Raw genomic sequence first — 650 nt, 5'->3', positions numbered from 1 at the left:
AAAGGTAAATTCGAGCGGACCAAGCCGCACGTGAACGTGGGCACGATCGGTCACGTTGACCACGGCAAGACCACGCTGACGGCAGCGATCACGACGGTGCTCACGCAGAAGTTCGGCGGCGAAGCCAAGGCGTACGACCAGATCGACGCGGCGCCGGAAGAAAAGGCACGCGGCATTACCATCAACACCGCGCACGTCGAGTACGAAACGGCTAACCGCCACTACGCACACGTCGATTGCCCGGGCCACGCCGACTACGTGAAGAACATGATCACGGGCGCCGCGCAGATGGACGGCGCGATCCTGGTGTGCTCGGCCGCTGACGGCCCGATGCCGCAAACGCGCGAGCACATCCTGCTGGCCCGTCAGGTCGGCGTGCCGTACATCATCGTGTTCCTGAACAAGTGCGACATGGTGGACGACGCCGAACTGCTCGAGCTCGTCGAAATGGAAGTGCGCGAGCTGCTCTCGAAGTACGACTTCCCGGGCGACGACACGCCGATCATCAAGGGTTCGGCCAAGCTCGCGCTGGAAGGCGACAAGGGCGAACTCGGCGAAGTGGCGATCATGAACCTGGCCGACGCGCTGGACACGTACATCCCGACGCCGGAGCGCGCAGTTGACGGCGCCTTCCTGATGCCGGTGGAAGA

At 63.7% G+C, this 650-nt stretch carries 1 protein-coding gene; it reads left to right on the top strand.

Annotated elements, in window-relative coordinates; genetic code table 11:
* The coding region (locus NCR34_RS12955; protein ID WP_250500057.1) for a GTP-binding protein at positions 1 to 650 on the top strand (650 nt) is incomplete at both ends.

This window comes from Caballeronia sp. GAWG1-5s-s (assembly GCF_023631445.1).
Taxonomy (GTDB): Bacteria; Pseudomonadota; Gammaproteobacteria; order Burkholderiales; family Burkholderiaceae; genus Caballeronia.
Note: the sequence above shows the minus strand (reverse complement) of the source record. Positions and strands in the feature narration are given on the sequence as shown.